Raw genomic sequence first — 15603 nt, forward strand, 5'->3', positions numbered from 1 at the left:
CGGATAAGAATCACGCTAAGCTTCGGGAAAACGGGAGGGATTTATGACAGTGATCACCGAAGACGATGTGCAGCGCGATTCCGGTGACGGTCCCTTGGGCGCATTCGAGGCCCTGCTGTTCAGCGACACCGGCGGATTGACCCAGTTCGGCGCCTTTGTAGAAATCCTCCAACCCGGCGCAGCCAGCGCGCATCCGCATTGGCACGAGGAAGAGGACGAGATGGTCTATATGCTCGAAGGCGAGGCCACACTGATCGAGGGCGACACCACAGCGCCCTTCCTCCCCGGCATGGCCGCCACCTTCGCCTCTGGCACGCCCACCGGTCATCGGGTGGAGAACCGCTCTGACACGCCCGTGCGCTATCTGGTGATCGGCACGCGAAAGCCACGGGACCGGGTACATTACCCCACGCAGGGCGACCGGGTGCTGCATTTTGACCGCAGCACGGGGGACGCCCGCTGGGCATGGGCCAATGGCGCCCCCGCCGATCCGATCCCGAAATAAAAAAGCCGCCCGGAAACCCGAGCGGCTTTTCTGATAAAGGTGTGACCCGATCAGTTCATTGCGACCAGCGCCGGTGCGGAGGCGTCGGCCACAACATTCACGGCGTCGCCCTGGCGAGCGAAAGTGAACATCTGGCCGACATGGCCCGGAAGACCAAAGCTGACGGAGTCGCCATCTGTCAGCGCCATCACAAGACGGCCGGTGTCTTCGGCATCGGTGCGCGAGGCGTAAATTGCTGTCAGCTCATAGGCGTCGCCCTTGGCGGTCCAGTAGACCGACATATCGACAGTCGCGCTGTGCACGGTTGCGCCAGACATGTCGGATGCAAGGGTAACGGTCTCGGCGGATGCAGCGACAGGCAGGGCAAGCAAAGCAACGGCGGCAAGGGTACGAAGGGTCATAGGATATCTCCACGCTCGGGTGAGAGGTCCGCACCAAACGCGCAGCCTCATTTTCTGCGTTGCAGCATCGCATATAAAGCACCAGCGAGCTACGCACGTCAGCGCATAGCCGACATGACATGATATCAATGGGTTAACAGCATACTACGGTAGACCAAACCGGGCAACCTCTTTCTGCACTTGCATAATACCCTGCGCGGCAGCGGATCACCTCGAAACGCGATCCGCCAAAAGCAACAAGGCCGCGTGGTTTCCCACACGGCCTTGCAGAATTCCAAAAGGGATCAAGATTACTTGATCTTGCCTTCCTTGTACTCGACGTGCTTGCGCGCGACCGGGTCGTACTTGCGTACGGTCATCTTCTCGGTCATCGTCTTGCCGTTTTTCTTGGTCACGTAAAAGTGGCCAGTGCCTGCGGTCGAGTTCAGGCGGATCTTGATGGTTGCTGGTTTCGCCATAGTAAGTCTCCCGGGGTTGTCCCTAGCAACGCCGGGGGGCGCCCCGCGCGTGAAATAGATATGAAGCCTGCCTTTTACCGGTCGAGGCTGCGGAGTCAACTGCCGTCACCCTTATTGTGACGGGAAAAGTAAGTGCGCGGAGGGCCTGTAAGCCGGATTCTGTTATACGACGGGTTGCCCCGCCCTCAGACGACCATTCCTCTGGGCCACATGTTGCCACGTGGCTCTAGCTGCCAACCCGGATCTCTCGGGCCAAAGCCGCCCTGCCCCGATATGCCGCAAGCGGCATCAGACGGGCGCGAGATCCCTATTAGGCATTGCTCCCGGTGGGGCTTGCCATGCGGGCGATGTTGCCATCCCCCCGGTGGGCTCTTACCCCACCGTTTCACCCTTACCGCACCGATCCCCCGGACAGGTCCGGGCGGCACGGCGGTTTGTTTTCTGTGGCGCTGTCCGTCAGGTTGCCCTGCCCGGGCGTTACCCGGCACCGGCGCCTTGGTGAGTCCGGACTTTCCTCTCGGGGTTACCCCCAAGCGGCCGTCCGCCCCTCCGCGCGCTGTCCACATAGAAACACTGTGCCCCCGGCGCAATCCCAATGTTGATGCAATCGCGCTGAAGGCGCGGCTGCGTCAGCGCAGCACCAGGGGCATTGCCAGCCAATCAGACAGTGCATCGGCCACGGCATCGGGCTGTTCGAGCATGGAAAAATGCGCCGCGTCTTCGATCACGCGCAGGTGCGCGCCGGGGATCAGCTCCGCCATGAATTCATGCCGTTTGACCGGAAGCTGCCGGTTCTCCGCACCACAGACCACCAGTGTCGGCATGTTGATGCGCCGCAGCGTGCCCTGCTGGTCCTTGCGGCGCTGCCATGCGCGGGTCTGGCGCACCAGAACCTCCGGTCCCAGCCCCAGGGCCATGTCGCGGATCAGCGCCGCGACCTCACCCCGCCACGGGCTGGCCACCAGATCACCCAGATGCAGGGCCTCGTCGATGACGCTTTCGAACTTCCCCGCGCGGGCACGGATCAACAGCGGATCGCGTGCGGCGGCTTGCTGCGGGGTGTCCTGCAACGGAGAGCTGTCCATCAGGCACAGGCGTGTCAGCCGATCCGGCGCGCGTCTCACGATCTCCAGCGCCACCGCCCCGCCCATGCCACACCCAACGATGGCAGAGCGTTTCGGCAATTGATCCAGAAGGTTGGAGGCGATTTCCTCGATCCGCTCGCCGCCGGTGATCGGCGCGGCCATCACGGCACGACGCCCGGACAGCGCCGCCAATTGCGGCCCGAACAGACGCGCATCGCACAGCATATCCGGCAAAAAGACGATGGGTTCAGGCATCCCCCGTCCCCTCGCGTACCTGCGCTGCTGTCACGCTCGTCACCATTATCCTCTTCAAGACATCTGCAAACGGTCGGGTTGCCCAACGATCAACCGTGGGGCAACCTAACAGATGCCCCGTCAGGTGAAAGGGGCAGAAAACACCACTGCGCAAAACCGCCCAGCGCCGCCCGCCCGACGAAGACCGAGGCTCATCCGCCGCGAATCACGGGCTCTTTATCTCGTCCCAGAACACGCCAAGATGCCTGGACACGATCTGGCCATAGCGGTCGCTGTCCTTCAGCGCCGCCAGTCCCGCGTTGAACCGATACAGGAACGTGGTTCCGCGCCAGTGGGTCTTGGAGATCACCACATGCAGCCCCTCCACCGACAGCGGCTTGTCCAGCGGAACCACCTGCCCGCGCAGCCCCATCTCTTCGATGGTTTGCGCGCCAAGGAACACATTCACCGTGACCGCATCCACCTGCCCGTCTTGCAGCAGAGTGAAACAGGCCTCTGGCGTGTCCGGCTGGATCAGCTTGATCGCGCCACTGCTCAGCCATTCGCGGCCGGGCCGGTCAAGATCATGGGTGAAATACCCTTTCGGACGGCACAGCGTATGCCCCACCATGTCGGCGTCGCTTTGGTAATCAATGCCGGAACCGGCCCGCACGAACAGCAGCACAAGGATCTCGGCCAGCGGCTCCGAGAAATGAAAATTGACGCAGCGCTCATTGTCCGGCGTGGCCGCGCAATCGGGCTTGTACCAAGGAAACCCCATGTCGAATTGCTTCCCCGCCAGCGCGGGGAACAGATGCTGCGACCAGTCATCCTCCCATGTGATGGAATAGGTCACCGGCGCGGGCGTCGCCTCCATCGCGGCATTGACGATTTCGGTGATCATGCCCTGTCCGGGCCAATCCGGGTCGGTGAAGGGCGCGAAATTGCCGCCGGTCAGCAGCTTCAGCTCGGCATCGTCCTGACGCAAGGGCGTCGCGTCCTCGACCACCTCCGTGCCCGGCGCACAGGGAAGCCTCAGGCTGTCGCCCGGCGTTACCTGAAACACGGAGGCCTGAAGCGCGGCCTCATTGGCGTAGTAGATCAGCGTCCATTTCTCCGGGTCGCCATATTTTCCCGCCGCGATGGTGAACACCGTGTCGCCGGGCTGAACGGTGTAGGTCTCAGGCGTGCATGTCTGTGCCCATGCGGCGCCAACGCCCAGCATCATGCTGGCAGCCAGCGCGCCCGCCGCGCTCTGTCGCAGTGTCATGGCTCAAAGCCCCGCCCAGATCGACGACATATGCGTGTCGATGACCTTCAGATACGCGCCATTGTCGCGCAGCGTCGCCAGCCCATCATCGAACGCCGCGATCAGATCCTCGGCGCGCGGGTTGTTGCGATGGGCCACGGCGTGCAGGCTTTCGATCGCCAGAGGCCGGGACAGCTGAAGCTCCACCGCATCCTTCAACCCCATCTCCTTGAGCACGACGCGCCCGGTGAATTCATTCATCGCCACACCGTCCGCCTGACCGGAGACAAGCCGCATGAAGCAGTCCTCGGCGCTGGCGGGCTGCTGCAACCGCGCGCCTGCCTGGGCCAGGTACCCGGCGCTGCCCCCCTGTCGCGTGGCTGTGGTGTGCCCCAGCGGCGAACATATGCGCAGCCCGTCCAGATCGCCTTCGGATGTGTAGCGCACGCCGGACCCCTTGGCGGTAAACAGCACCACGAGCATTTCGAACATCGGTTCGGAATACACGAAATCGGTGCAAAGCGTGCTATCGGGATGCGCAGCGCAATCCGGTTTCCGCCATGGAAAGGCCAGATCCACCATGCCTTCGGACAGCATCGGATCTAGGTGCACGGACCGATCGTTGATCCAGTAGAACTTGTGCTGGCCGGTGTCGTCATTGGCAACAAAGGCGCGGTTCACAAGGTCCGTAATCATGCCGGACGACATCTGAAGCCGATTGGTAAAGGGTTTGAAATCGTCCCCCGCCAGCAGCCTGACATCCACGCCCTGACGGCGCTCTGCCTCGGCACGGGCGCGTTGCGCCTGCACCTGCGTCGGGGCGGTTCGCTGCGGTGCGGTGACCTCAGCCAGGGGTGTGCCACCTTCCAGCCCCGTCGGCAGACCATTGATGCAGGGCATCCGGTACGTCTGGCCAACGCGGATCGCGTCCGGGCTGGGAATGACCTCAAGGTTGGTGCGGTAAATCGCGCTCCACTGCCCCACGTCCTTGTAAAGCCGGTCCGCGATCATCGACAGAGAATCCCCTGACTTCACACGATACAGTCCGCCGCAGGTTTCCTCGGCCGAAACCCCGACTGTTCCAACACCGAAACAGGCCGCCGCCGCAAAGATGGCACGCTTGATCATACTCATTCCCCCAACTGAACTTGTGTAAAGGTGCGCCCATGTTGTGGGTTTGGTCAACAATTCACCTAGGGAATGTGTGCTTAACCATATCTATCAAAGGGTTCCGAAGGGGCAAACCACGTAAAGGTGACGCCCTTCAGGACCGAACGCGACACCGACACCACCTTATCCACAGAATCAATGGCGTGATGCGCGAGGGCTACCGGGCGAACTGATATGCAACAGATCAATCTGAGAGTGCTACGCGGTCCAGACGCCGCATGTGAGATACGACGCTCAGCCCACCTCTGCTAGGATCTGCATCCAGACCGCCACCGCATCATACAGCGTCCATTCCCGCCTCAGCCCGTCTGGACCGAACTCGGCATGGCTGATGCCCATCACATGGACCCTGGCATTGGTGGGCCGTCCGAACGCGCCCCACCCGGAATGACGCCCCGTCAACGACCAGCGCAGTGCGGCGCGGGGCGGCAACATGGCCTCTTCGATCCCGATGCGATGGTGCACGACGAACTGCGCATCCGGCAGCGCCGCGCGCAATTCGAGCCAGAAATGCTCTGCCGCCGCAAGCCCATGCCGCTCTGCACCGCCGGGATGGACCAACTGGCAGGCACGGTCGTAATGACTGCGGATCGCTTGCCATTCCCCGGCCATCAACTCGGTCAGCACCTGCTCAAAGGCAAGCCCCCAATTCACCTCATTCCCACGTCCGGTGTAGGGGCCGGGCACGTCAACCTCCGGGCAAAAGACCGGCTCATCACCGTCGTACTGCTCCAGCCGCGCGCGGGCAAACTCCTGCAACTCCACATCCATCTGCCTCAAGACAGCTGCGGTATCCGTCACCTGCCATTCGTCGCTGATGCGGTTCTGCTTGGCAAAGCGATCGGCCATCACGCGAAAGCGCAAGCGCCGCCCGGTTGCAGGCCCCCAGGGCCCCTCGACCGTGTGCCGCCCCGCAACCGTCAACCGGTGCGAGCCAAGGAACCCGCGCCTGTCATTGCCGGTCCAGATCACATCCTCGCCCAGCACCTGCCGGTCAGGAAAGGCCGCAAGCCCCGGCATCTGCGCGGCCAGCAAATCGTCGACCCCTTGGGCAATGCCGCGCGCGTCACGATGGATGATCGCCGGGTGATACAGGCGGTGCAATGCCTGCCCCGGCGCGCGCCCTTCCCAGACCTCGCGCGCCCCGGTCAGGATGTAGTCCGGAAAGTCCCTGAAACGTGGTTCGAATCCCTGCATGACGTCCTCCGGCCAACGCGCATCGTGGTAAAGGAATGCCCGCAAATGGTGGACAATCCGTATACGCGGCCGGGGCGTTCATGCCGAAAGACGGGTCAGTCGTAGCCGTTCCATCGAAATGCGCCATCCGGCCCAAGGCGGGAAAACGGGTTATGCGCCACCTCCCAAATGTGGCCTTCCGGGTCCGCGAAATAGCCGATGTGGCCGCCCCAGAACACGTCATGCGCCTCGCGCAGCACCTCGCCCCCGGCTGCGCGCGCGGCGTCAAGCACCTCTGCGACCTCATTCTTATCGCGCACGTTGCAGGCGTAAGTGGCAGCGCCATGGCCGAGCCGCTCCGCCGGGACCCCCATGTCGCGGGCCAGATCCTCCAGCCCATACAGGCCTAGCGTCTGCCCCAGCAGATCGAACACGACGATGCCCTCTTCGCTTGGCACACGCGTCCAGCCCATCGCCTCGTAAAACGCTGCGGTTGCTGGAATATCGCGGCAGGCAAGTGTGATCAGGCTGATACGTTGATCCATGGTCGTCATCCTTTCGGGGGCAAGAGAGGGCAGTCCGATATCTGGCATGCCCTCCTGTCAGAAAACATCAAGAGCCCGCGCCCAGCCAAGCACCCGCTCTGCCACCGGCTGCGTCTGGCGCGGCGACAGGATATCGCCCGCGATGATGTGATGGCCGGGGTCATCGCCCGGGCCGGTCTCGACCCGCATGACCTCCGCAGGGCCGCCCCATCGAGCGGCTATCTCGACTGTGCGCGTGTGGTCCACCAACCCGTCGTTTTCGTCGAAGACAAAGAGCGCTGGCACCCGCACCGCCGCCGGATCTCGCTTGGCCACCGCGCGCACAGCCGCGGCCATGGGCAGCACGGCAACCGACGGGTAGCGCGCGGTCCACGCCCGCCCGTGCGCCTCTGTCAGCGGGGTAAACCCCCGATCCCGACCGATCAGCCATGGCAGAAACCAGCGCGCGCCGGGCCACGTGAGGACAGAAGCCTTGGCATCGCGGAGCTTGTAGTTCGGAGAGACCATGACAGCGCCCGCCACGTCGTGGCCCATCCCGGCCTGCATCGCAAGGGTTAACAAAGTACAGCCGGTGGAGCAGCCCATCACAAGCACGCGGTCCCCGATGGTGCGCCCAATGGCCAGCGCCTCCGCCACGTCCTGCATCCAGTCGTCGACACCCGCCTCGGCCATGGCAGCACCATCGCAGCCATGCCCCTTCAGGCGCGCAAACATCAGGTTCGCGCCCAAACCCTGCGCCACGAGGTCGGGCAGCGGACGCAGCTCTTCGGAGCTGGCGGAAAAGCCGTGCACATAGACCACGGCCCACGGCGTAGGAGCCTCCGGCGTGCCATGCCAGACCACGCGCTTTTCGACGCCGGGCCGCAGATGTGGCACCCCGCGCTCCGCCTCCGCCAGATAGTCGGATACGCCGCGCGCAAGGCGCGTCTCGTCGAACCCCACATCAAGTGACACCGGTTCGCGCGGCAACAGGGTCCAGACCACGACCAGGGCGGCCACGATAGCCAACACCATCCAGATCATCGGGCGCGCCCTCCGTCCGTTGCGCCGGAGCGCGGCAGGCCTATCCGCCGACGCGCATGATCACATGCTCTATCCGCGCAAGGCAGGCCGGCGTCGAAAAGCGGTGATCCACATCGCGGACAAAGGTCAGCGACACATCCGGCCCTTCGAGGTGATCGAGCAACCGCAACGCCGTTTCGCGGCTGACCGCTTCGTCACGGGTGCCCTGCAACAGCCGCACCGGCCATGGCATCCGCAGTGCCGCGCGCAGCACAAGGTTCTTGCGACCATCCTCGATCAGCTTGCGGGTCACCACATACGGATCTTCGAAGGCGGAGGGCACGATCATCTGCCCTTCTTCCATGATGGTGCGGCGCTGTTCGGTGCTGAACCCGGACCAAAAGCTGTCCTCGGTGAAATCCGGCGCAGCGGCAATCCCGACGAAGCCAGTCACCCGTTTCAACTTGCGCGCCAGGATGCAGCCGATCCAGCCCCCCATCGAAGACCCGACAAGAACCACAGGCCCGTCGCCTGCCACATGACGCACGACGGCCTCCGCATCCGCGGCCCAGTCCCCGATGCAGCCATCCTCGAACGCGCCGCCCGATTGCCCGTGCCCGGAGTAGTCAAACCGCAGAAACGCCTTGCCGCGTTTGGCCGCCCAGGCTTCGAGGTGGACCGCCTTCGTCCCTTCCATGTCAGAGCGATAGCCAGAGAGGAATACGATACAAGGCCCCTCCCCCGGCGTATACGCATAGGCCAGCTTGTTACCGCGCGGACCATTCATGAAAGTTACTTCAGACATGTAGTTCTCCCCCTTTTCACGCGACCTTACCTAAGTTCACGACGACGCCAAGACCCGAAATGCGCCAGACACCCTTGCGCTGGCTGCAAAGCACGAGGGACCGCCCCGAGGCGACAGATGGCGCGAAATTGTCAGCTGACAATTTTCCGCGTCTCCAGGGGTCGGTCGCTTTGGCGGGTGTCACTCGGTCTCGACCTCGTCGAGGCCCAGCGCCAGGACACCGCCCAGCAGCGACAGCACCGCAAAGCCCGCCAATGCCGCCTGCGGCCCGACAAAGGCCAGCGCGCCGCCGACCGCGCCCACGATCAAGAGCAAGGAGCCGATCAACGTGTTTGCCAAGGCTGCGTAAGACGATCTGGCGTCCTCTGGCGCCATGTCCACCAGATAGGTTGAACGGCCCTGCCGCACCCCCTGGTAGGCGACCATCAGGCCGAACAGCACCAGTGGCACAACCCAGACGGGGCCAACCAACCCCATGAGGTCAAGCGCCACGGCCAGAGCCATGAACGCCGCCGCGACAAAGCCGGACAGCGCCAACACCCAGCGCGACGACTGATCCGCGAGCCGCCCCCAGATGTAGGAGCTGACGAAAGACGCCGCAGCCGAGGCCAGCAGAAGCGCCCCAAGTCCTTGCAAGGCGCTTTGCCCGTCGCCGAGCATCACGAAGTACGGCGGCGCCAGAGCTGTCACTGTCAGCGCTCCGCGGGTATAGATGAAACGGCGGAATTTCTTGTCCTGCTTCAAGGGGGTCAGATCAATGGCCGGGCTGTTGTCTTCGACCCGCGAGGGTTTCTCGTTCAGGGTGGAAAACACTGTCGCCGCGCCGATCCAGAGCGCCGCCGCGACAAAGATCGCAATGACCACCGGCCCCTTTTCCTGTCCGATGCCAAAGATCAACAGAGCGGCAAAGGCGAGCACCGCCAGCGAGGCCGAAGATCCGGCAACGCCCGTGACCGCCCCGCGCCGTTGCTTCGGGATCGTCTTGCCGAGGATGTCCTTGTAGCTGACCGAACACAGCGCCCGGCTGAGCGCCAGAACCGCCAAGGCCCCCGCGATGGCAAGGCCCGCGGCCCAGCCTGTCAGGAACAGCGCCGACACGGCGATCAGCGCCGACATCAGCCCCTGCCCCGCCGACCCGATGACCCAGGCCCATTTGCGGTGTGTCATGGCTTCGACCCGCCCAGCCAGGATGATCTGTGGCAGCAGCGCGCCCGCCTCCCGGATCGGCACGAACAGCCCCGTGATCGCGGCCGGCACGCCAAGGTTGCCCGCCAGCCAGCTCAGCACCAGCTTGGGATCGATCAGCCCGTCAGCGATCTTGGTCATGGAGAGGCTGAGCATGTGACGCAGGCCATTGCGGGCTTCGGTTTCAGAAGCGTGGTCCGCCCCGGTCAATTCATCGTAGACATCCGTCTCGGTCTTGGTCATGTCGTCGTGCCTCTTGGGTACGTCTCTGGTGTTGACACACCGCGCCCCCGAGGTCATTCAGGCGCCGCACAACATAACCCGCAACCGGGCGTTCCGTGGGCGCCAAACCGACGAGGAGACACTCAGATGTCCCAGATTTCCCTGACTTTCCCAGATGGCTCTAAACGTGATTTCGACAAGGGGGTGACCCCTGCGGAAGTTGCTGCGTCGATTTCCAAGTCGCTGGGCAAGAAGGCCATCAGCGCACAGGTCGACGGCCAGCATCACGATCTGCAATGGCCGCTCGAGGCCGATGCGGCCATCGCCATCAACACCCTTGCCGACGAGGCCCCCGCGCTGGAGCTGATCCGCCACGACCTGGCGCACATCATGGCGCGCGCGGTTCAGGAGCTGTGGCCCGACGTGAAGGTCACCATCGGCCCGGTCATCAACAACGGCTGGTATTACGATTTCGACCGTGCGGAGCCCTTCACCCCCGAAGATCTCGGCGCCATCGAAAAGAAGATGAAAGAGATCATCAACAAGCGCGACGAGATCCGGACCGAGGTCTGGTCCCGTGCCGATGCCATTGCGCACTACGAAAACTCCGGCGAGAACTACAAGGTGGAGCTGGTCAACGCGATCCCCGACGACGGTCAGCCCATTCGCATGTACTGGCACGGCGACTGGCAGGACCTATGCCGCGGCCCGCACCTGCAGCACACCGGCCAGGTGCCGGGCGATGCGTTCAAACTGATGTCAGTCGCGGGCGCCTACTGGCGCGGCAACTCTGACAACGCGATGCTGCAGCGCATCTACGGCGTGGCCTTCAAGAACAAGGAAGACCTGCGCAAGTATCTGAACATGCTGGAAGAAGCGGCCAAACGCGACCACCGCAAGCTGGGTCGCGAAATGGACCTGTTCCACATGCAGGAAGAAGCGCCGGGCCAGATCTTCTGGCATCCCAACGGGTGGAAGATCTACACCACCCTGCAGGATTACATGCGCCGCAAGCAGGAGCGCGACGGCTATGTGGAGGTCAACACTCCGCAGGTCGTGGACCGCAAGCTGTGGGAAAAATCCGGCCACTGGGACAACTACCAGGACCATATGTTCATCGTCGAAGTGGACGAGGAACACGCCCGCGAAAAGGCGATCAACGCGCTGAAGCCGATGAACTGCCCCTGCCACGTGCAGGTGTTCAACCAAGGCCTGAAATCCTACCGGGATTTGCCGCTGCGCATGGCTGAATTCGGCTCCTGCAGCCGGTATGAGCCCTCGGGCGCGCTGCATGGCATCATGCGGGTGCGTGGCTTTACCCAGGACGATGCGCATATCTTCTGCACCGACGATCAGATCGAGTATGAGACCGCCAAGTTCATCAAGTTCCTGGCTGGCATCTACGACGATCTGGGCTTTCACAACTGGACGATCAAACTGTCGACCCGCCCGGAAAAGCGCATCGGGTCCGAGGAAAGCTGGGACCGCGTCGAACAGGCGCTGGGCGATGCCTGCAAGGCAGCGGGCTACGACTTCGAGATCCTTGAGGGCGAAGGTGCGTTCTACGGGCCCAAGCTGGAGTTCACCCTGACCGACGCCATCGGCCGGGAATGGCAGTGCGGCACGCTGCAAGTGGACCCGAACCTGCCCGAACGGCTGGACGCGACCTACATCGGTCAGGACGGCGCAAAGCACCGCCCCGTCATGCTGCACCGCGCGGTTCTGGGGTCGTTCGAGCGCTTCATCGGCATCCTGATCGAGGAACACGCAGGCAAGCTGCCCTTCTGGCTGGCCCCGCGTCAGGTGGTCGTGGCCTCCATCACTTCGGAAGCAGATGACTATGTGCATGAAGTGGTTGAACAGCTGGTGAACGCAGGCGTCCGCGCCGAGGCCGACATCCGCAACGAAAAGATCAACTACAAGGTCCGCGAACATTCGCTGGGCAAAGTGCCGGTCATCCTTGCCGTCGGTCATCGCGAAGTCGAAGAGCGCACCGTGTCTGTCCGCCGTCTTGGTGAAAAGCAGACCTCCGTGCAGCCGCTCGACGAGATCGTGCCGAGCCTCGCGTCTGACGCCACCGCGCCGGACAAGCGGTAACGCATTCTCGTGACCGAAGAAATCGACGCGACCGAAGTTCTCAAGGCTGAGCGGAACCTGCTCTTCCATGAACTTCGGTCGGGTCCCTCGCGGGATGCGGTGACGCTTTGGGTCGACGGGGCAGAGGTGGCGGAACAGCCGATCCCCGATGCTGTACGGCGCGACAATTTTGCCGCCATCCCCGGCCCCATCCACACCATCGACAGTGAACCCGGCTGTCTGCGCTACCGCCTGATGTTCACCCGCTGCGTGGCCTATCAGTGGCGCGATGAAGCCTATGCCGAGCCGGAACCGAGCGACGACACCGAGGACAGCCCGCTACGGCTTTATCCACAGTCCCGCTATCGTGCGCAGGTCGAAGCGGCGAGCTTTGCCCATCAGGTCTACCAGGACCCGTTCCACCACTTCGCCGTTCTGACGCTGGACGCGATCCTTGACGTCATCTGCCGGCAGCCCCCCCGCGTCACCGCGCGCGTTCTGACGGAGGCTGACCTGCGCTGAAACGCTGGACGCTATGGTACCAGGCTTGACGGATGTCCTGATCGCCAGCTGCGCGCCGTCGGTTTGCATCGAAATCCTGTAACAGTCGCCCTGCCTGTCGCGGTAGAAACTGCGCGGTTGTTTCAGTATGGCGCTCTGCCTCGTTGCATTTCATTCATCCCCCTGCACCCGCGGCATCTCACCCGGCACCGAGGTGCACTGGCGTCGCCGTCAGTGGTGGGCAGGCATCGCAGAGGCCAGCGTAAAGGCACCGCTCGGGCCGCACAGCTTGGACGGTGCATATTTCACGAAGAAACACCAAGACTGCATGCATCAAGACCACTGCCACCGGCGCACAGGTCATGGAGCAAGAGAAATGCTAAGGCCATGCACTGGCTGGCGACAACGGCTGCGCTGCAGGCGCTGGCAGTTTGTAGCCATGTTAATCAGGTCCAAGCGCCCGATACTGCTGGAAAACCCGTCGTCCTACCTTGCCTTCGCCGAGAGCTGCCGGACCGAACCGGAGCTTCTGGCGGAGATCACGCCCCGCACCGGCGTCGTCCAGACGGCCACCCACATTCCTTACTACGGCGCGGCGGCTGTGGCGCGCTGGTCGACGCGCGCTACGCACTGATCGACGCTCGCATGTTTTGGGTCGTGATTCTGGCGGTGCTGGTGGTGCGCGGCGGCGGGCGTTTTTCTTCTTGGACGCCGCGACCCTTCGATGGTGATGTCAGGCCCCCAAGGCCGCTTGTGTGGCCTTGTCCCAGCCAAGATACATCTGATCGCCATCCACAATCAGCGGACGTTTCATCAGCGTCGGGTGGGCCGCGATCAAATCCAGCGGCGCGCCCTGACGCGCGGCTTCGTCCATCTCGCGCCAAGTGGTCGACCGCGTGTTCAACAGCCGATCGCCAAAGTGTGCCTGTGCTTCCGCGAGCACCTCTTGTGGCACCCCATCCGCACGCACATCGACGAAGTCCGCATTCAAGGCCTTCAGCGCCTTGCGGCAGGTGTCACAGGTTTTCAGCCCATACAGAACCATCTTAGTCCCCTCTCTATCCTCGCCCCGCGCTGTTTGGAAACCGCGCATCAGACGGACAAGGCGGCACGTCTCGCCCGCCTTCTGCGCAAAGCGCGTTAAGAAAATTCACATAAAAGGCGCGGCATTGAAACACGAGGCAAAATTTCTTGCATTTGCATTTATGTGGCTGTCCAGAATAGGACGCGATGCTCGAAAAACACCCGGATACGCTGAGTGCAAGCGCCGGATGTCCGCAAAGAAGGCTCGGGGGTCGCGGGGTGGCTTCCTCCCGATGTGGAAGTGGACGAAGACTTCAGAAGGAGCACGGGAACCATGCCAAGCGGCACCGTGAAGTGGTTTAACACGACCAAAGGATACGGCTTTATCGCGCCAGATGAGGGCGGCAAGGACGTTTTCGTACATATCTCGGCGGTTGAGCGTTCCGGATTGACCGGACTCGCCGACAACCAGCCTGTCAGCTACGAGTTGCGCGAAGGCCGTGATGGCCGCGCCATGGCCTCCGACCTCAAGGTCCGCTGATCCCGGCCCTTCGGAGCGCGGTTCTGCCGCGCCCCGAAACAGGATTTTAACGTTTTGGCCCGACTCTAAGGCTGCTCGGGGCGCAGTTTCCTTGCGCCTGAAAGGAGCCTGTCATGCCTGTCGTTGGAACCAATGCCATTGCCATCGTCGCCGGTCTGCTTTTCACCGGCGCGCTTGTGGTCGGCGTGCAATTCATGCCGCCCCTGACGCAAGCAGACCCCGAAGGGTTTCCCGCGTTTCAGAAATATCGGCCGCTGGGCGGGGACGGACAGGGCCTGATTGAAGCCAGCAACGGGCGCGGCGGCGGCGCCATCATAGATCCGGGGCAATACTGTCGAGAGACGCTTCCCGACGTGAACTGCGGATGCTTCCGCGAAAAAGCCGTGCAGGTTCTCAGCGCCAGGCGCCCCCGCGCCGCGGGCTGGCACTATGCCAACGATTGGGACCTGGCCACGTCTCAGGCCGCTGCGGATTGTCGATAGATGTTCGTCTCGCGATCTCATGCCGATTGCAGGCGCTTTGCTTCCTGCCCTGCCAGTTGGATCAGCTCCTTCATGTATGGCTTTTCCAGATCCTCGGTGCGCACCGCTGCATAAAGCCGGCGGGTCAGCCCCTCTTTCGTCAAGGGACGCGTGACATAGTCCGACGAATATTTCACCTCCCGCACCACCCAATCGGGCAGCACCGACACCCCCCGGTTGGAGGCCACCAGCAGCAGGATCACCGCCGTCAGTTCCACCTGACGGATGGCGGCAGGCTCGACCTTTGCAGGGGTGAGCAACTGGCTGAAAATGTCCAGGCGCGCGCGATCCACCGGGTAGGTGATCAGCGTCTGTCCACGAAAGTCCTCCGGCTCGATATACGCCTTTGCCGCCAGTGGATGATTGGCGGAGGCCACGAACACCGGCGCGTAGTCGAACAATGGAACGAAAGAGACCCCGGCCAATTCCTCCGGGTCCGAGGAGATGACCACATCCACCTCTTCCTTCATCAACGCGGGCAACGCGTCGAAGGCCAGACCGGGACGGATATCGACGTCCACATCGGCGAAAGTCTTGCGAAATGCCTCCAGCACAGGAAACAGCCACTCGAAACAGGCATGGCATTCGATCGCGATGTGCAGGCGCCCGTTGCTGCCGGCGCGCAGCCCCATGAATTCGTCCTGTAACGCTTCCACCTGCGGCAACACTTGCTCTGCCAACCGGAGCAAGCGCATCCCGGCGGGCGACAGTTTCATCGGTTTGGAGCGCCGGATGAACAATTCCACCCCGGCCTGATCCTCCAAACCCTTGATTTGATGGCTCAACGCACTCTGTGTGATGTTGAGTGTGTCCGCCGCCTTGGCCACGCCGCCGAAGTCGTGGATCGCCTTGATCGTCCGCAGGTGACGGAATTCGATATGCATACGCGCCTCATGTTATTGAT

General features: G+C 63.0%; 18 protein-coding genes and 1 other RNA gene. 6 read left to right on the forward strand and 13 right to left on the reverse strand.

Features of this window, described 5'->3' with window-relative positions; translation table 11 throughout:
• Positions 1-43 precede the first annotated feature (43 nt).
• A complete protein-coding gene (locus GGQ68_RS09945) occupies positions 44-505 on the forward strand; it encodes a cupin domain-containing protein (RefSeq protein WP_183965517.1) in 462 nt (153 codons plus the stop codon).
• A 50-nt stretch (positions 506-555) separates the two neighbouring features.
• On the opposite strand, the gene GGQ68_RS09950 is transcribed toward GGQ68_RS09945, so the two are convergent.
• The 11 genes from GGQ68_RS09950 to GGQ68_RS10000 form a co-directional block, all read right to left on the reverse strand.
• Positions 556-906, reverse strand: a complete 351-nt coding sequence (locus GGQ68_RS09950; protein WP_183965519.1) for a hypothetical protein — start codon at positions 904-906, stop codon at positions 556-558.
• 290 nt (positions 907-1196) lie between these two features.
• Entirely contained in the window at positions 1197-1364 is a 168-nt protein-coding gene (gene rpmG, locus GGQ68_RS09955) for a 50S ribosomal protein L33 (RefSeq protein ID WP_183965521.1), read from the reverse strand.
• A gap of 132 nt (positions 1365-1496) precedes the next feature.
• Positions 1497-1917, reverse strand: an RNA gene (gene rnpB, locus GGQ68_RS09960) — RNase P RNA component class A.
• Between the two features lie 76 nt (positions 1918-1993).
• A complete protein-coding gene (locus tag GGQ68_RS09965) occupies positions 1994-2704 on the reverse strand; it encodes an alpha/beta fold hydrolase (protein WP_183965523.1) in 711 nt (236 codons plus the stop codon).
• Positions 2705-2909: 205 nt separating this feature from the next.
• Positions 2910-3953, reverse strand: a complete 1044-nt coding sequence (locus GGQ68_RS09970; RefSeq protein ID WP_183965525.1) for a transporter substrate-binding domain-containing protein — start codon at positions 3951-3953, stop codon at positions 2910-2912.
• Positions 3954-3956: 3 nt separating this feature from the next.
• Positions 3957-5060: a LysM peptidoglycan-binding domain-containing protein gene (locus tag GGQ68_RS09975; protein WP_183965527.1), complete on the reverse strand. Its 1104-nt coding sequence runs from the start codon at positions 5058-5060 to the stop codon at positions 3957-3959.
• 276 nt (positions 5061-5336) lie between these two features.
• Positions 5337-6299 (reverse strand): nuclear transport factor 2 family protein, encoded by a 963-nt coding sequence (locus GGQ68_RS09980; protein ID WP_183965529.1) that lies wholly within the window; start codon positions 6297-6299, stop codon positions 5337-5339.
• A gap of 95 nt (positions 6300-6394) precedes the next feature.
• Positions 6395-6823 (reverse strand): VOC family protein, encoded by a 429-nt coding sequence (locus GGQ68_RS09985; protein WP_183965531.1) that lies wholly within the window; start codon positions 6821-6823, stop codon positions 6395-6397.
• 57 nt (positions 6824-6880) lie between these two features.
• The gene (locus tag GGQ68_RS09990) at positions 6881-7846 is read right to left on the reverse strand and encodes an alpha/beta hydrolase (protein ID WP_183965533.1); all 966 of its coding nucleotides are present in this window, start codon (positions 7844-7846) and stop codon (positions 6881-6883) included.
• Between the two features lie 40 nt (positions 7847-7886).
• Positions 7887-8630, reverse strand: a complete 744-nt coding sequence (locus GGQ68_RS09995) for an alpha/beta hydrolase (RefSeq protein ID WP_183965535.1) — start codon at positions 8628-8630, stop codon at positions 7887-7889.
• A 180-nt stretch (positions 8631-8810) separates the two neighbouring features.
• Positions 8811-10058 carry an MFS transporter gene (locus GGQ68_RS10000; protein WP_183965537.1) on the reverse strand — a complete coding sequence of 416 codons (1248 nt, stop codon included), beginning with the start codon at positions 10056-10058 and terminating at the stop codon, positions 8811-8813.
• 126 nt (positions 10059-10184) lie between these two features.
• Between GGQ68_RS10000 and thrS the strand changes: the two genes are divergently transcribed.
• The 3 genes from thrS to GGQ68_RS24835 all read left to right on the forward strand — a co-directional run bounded on the left by thrS (position 10185) and on the right by GGQ68_RS24835 (position 13248).
• Entirely contained in the window at positions 10185-12134 is a 1950-nt protein-coding gene (thrS, locus tag GGQ68_RS10005) for a threonine--tRNA ligase (RefSeq protein WP_183965539.1), read from the forward strand.
• A 9-nt stretch (positions 12135-12143) separates the two neighbouring features.
• Positions 12144-12635: a hypothetical protein gene (locus tag GGQ68_RS10010; RefSeq protein WP_183965541.1), complete on the forward strand. Its 492-nt coding sequence runs from the start codon at positions 12144-12146 to the stop codon at positions 12633-12635.
• Positions 12636-13053: 418 nt separating this feature from the next.
• The gene (locus GGQ68_RS24835; RefSeq protein WP_183965751.1) at positions 13054-13248 is read left to right on the forward strand and encodes a hypothetical protein; all 195 of its coding nucleotides are present in this window, start codon (positions 13054-13056) and stop codon (positions 13246-13248) included.
• 99 nt (positions 13249-13347) lie between these two features.
• Here GGQ68_RS24835 and GGQ68_RS10020 read toward each other — a convergent pair whose 3' ends face one another.
• Positions 13348-13659, reverse strand: a complete 312-nt coding sequence (locus tag GGQ68_RS10020; protein ID WP_183965543.1) for an arsenate reductase family protein — start codon at positions 13657-13659, stop codon at positions 13348-13350.
• A 312-nt stretch (positions 13660-13971) separates the two neighbouring features.
• Here GGQ68_RS10020 and GGQ68_RS10025 point away from each other — a divergent pair, with 312 nt between their 5' ends.
• Together GGQ68_RS10025 and GGQ68_RS10030 are read left to right on the forward strand one after the other, a co-directional pair.
• A complete protein-coding gene (locus GGQ68_RS10025) occupies positions 13972-14178 on the forward strand; it encodes a cold-shock protein (RefSeq protein WP_183965544.1) in 207 nt (68 codons plus the stop codon).
• Between the two features lie 113 nt (positions 14179-14291).
• Positions 14292-14660, forward strand: a complete 369-nt coding sequence (locus tag GGQ68_RS10030; RefSeq protein ID WP_183965546.1) for a hypothetical protein — start codon at positions 14292-14294, stop codon at positions 14658-14660.
• 17 nt (positions 14661-14677) lie between these two features.
• Here the strand turns inward: GGQ68_RS10030 and GGQ68_RS10035 are convergent, their stop codons facing one another.
• Positions 14678-15583 carry a LysR family transcriptional regulator gene (locus GGQ68_RS10035; RefSeq protein ID WP_183965548.1) on the reverse strand — a complete coding sequence of 302 codons (906 nt, stop codon included), beginning with the start codon at positions 15581-15583 and terminating at the stop codon, positions 14678-14680.
• Between the last annotated feature and the right edge of the window lie 20 nt (positions 15584-15603).

This window comes from Sagittula marina, assembly GCF_014196795.1.
Taxonomy (GTDB): Bacteria; Pseudomonadota; Alphaproteobacteria; order Rhodobacterales; family Rhodobacteraceae; genus Sagittula; species Sagittula marina.